Below are 204 nucleotides of genomic sequence, written 5' to 3'. Positions count from 1 at the left end.
TCAACATGCTCCACGGTGTGCGTGACGGACTGATCCGCGACGCCAACAACTACGAGACGCAAGAGCAGGCCTCGCAGCAGGCCCTCGGCCACTAGCCACCAAGACATTTGGAGGATAGACAATGTCGATCAATTACCAGTTCGGAGACGTGGACGCGCACGGTGCGTTGATCCGCGCGCAGGCCGCTTCGTTGGAGGCCGAGCA

Annotated in this window: 2 pseudogenes; both read left to right on the top strand. The window is 60.8% G+C overall.

Annotated elements, in window-relative coordinates:
• Nucleotides 1-95, top strand: a pseudogene (locus SKC41_RS31795) (WXG100 family type VII secretion target); the annotation flags it as partial.
• 26 nt (nt 96-121) lie between these two features.
• A pseudogene (locus SKC41_RS31790) lies at nt 122-204 on the top strand (type VII secretion protein EsxI); the annotation flags it as partial.

It is taken from the genome of Mycobacterium sp. 050128, assembly GCF_036409155.1.
Taxonomy (GTDB): domain Bacteria; phylum Actinomycetota; class Actinomycetes; order Mycobacteriales; family Mycobacteriaceae; genus Mycobacterium.
Note: the sequence above shows the minus strand (reverse complement) of the source record. Positions and strands in the feature narration are given on the sequence as shown.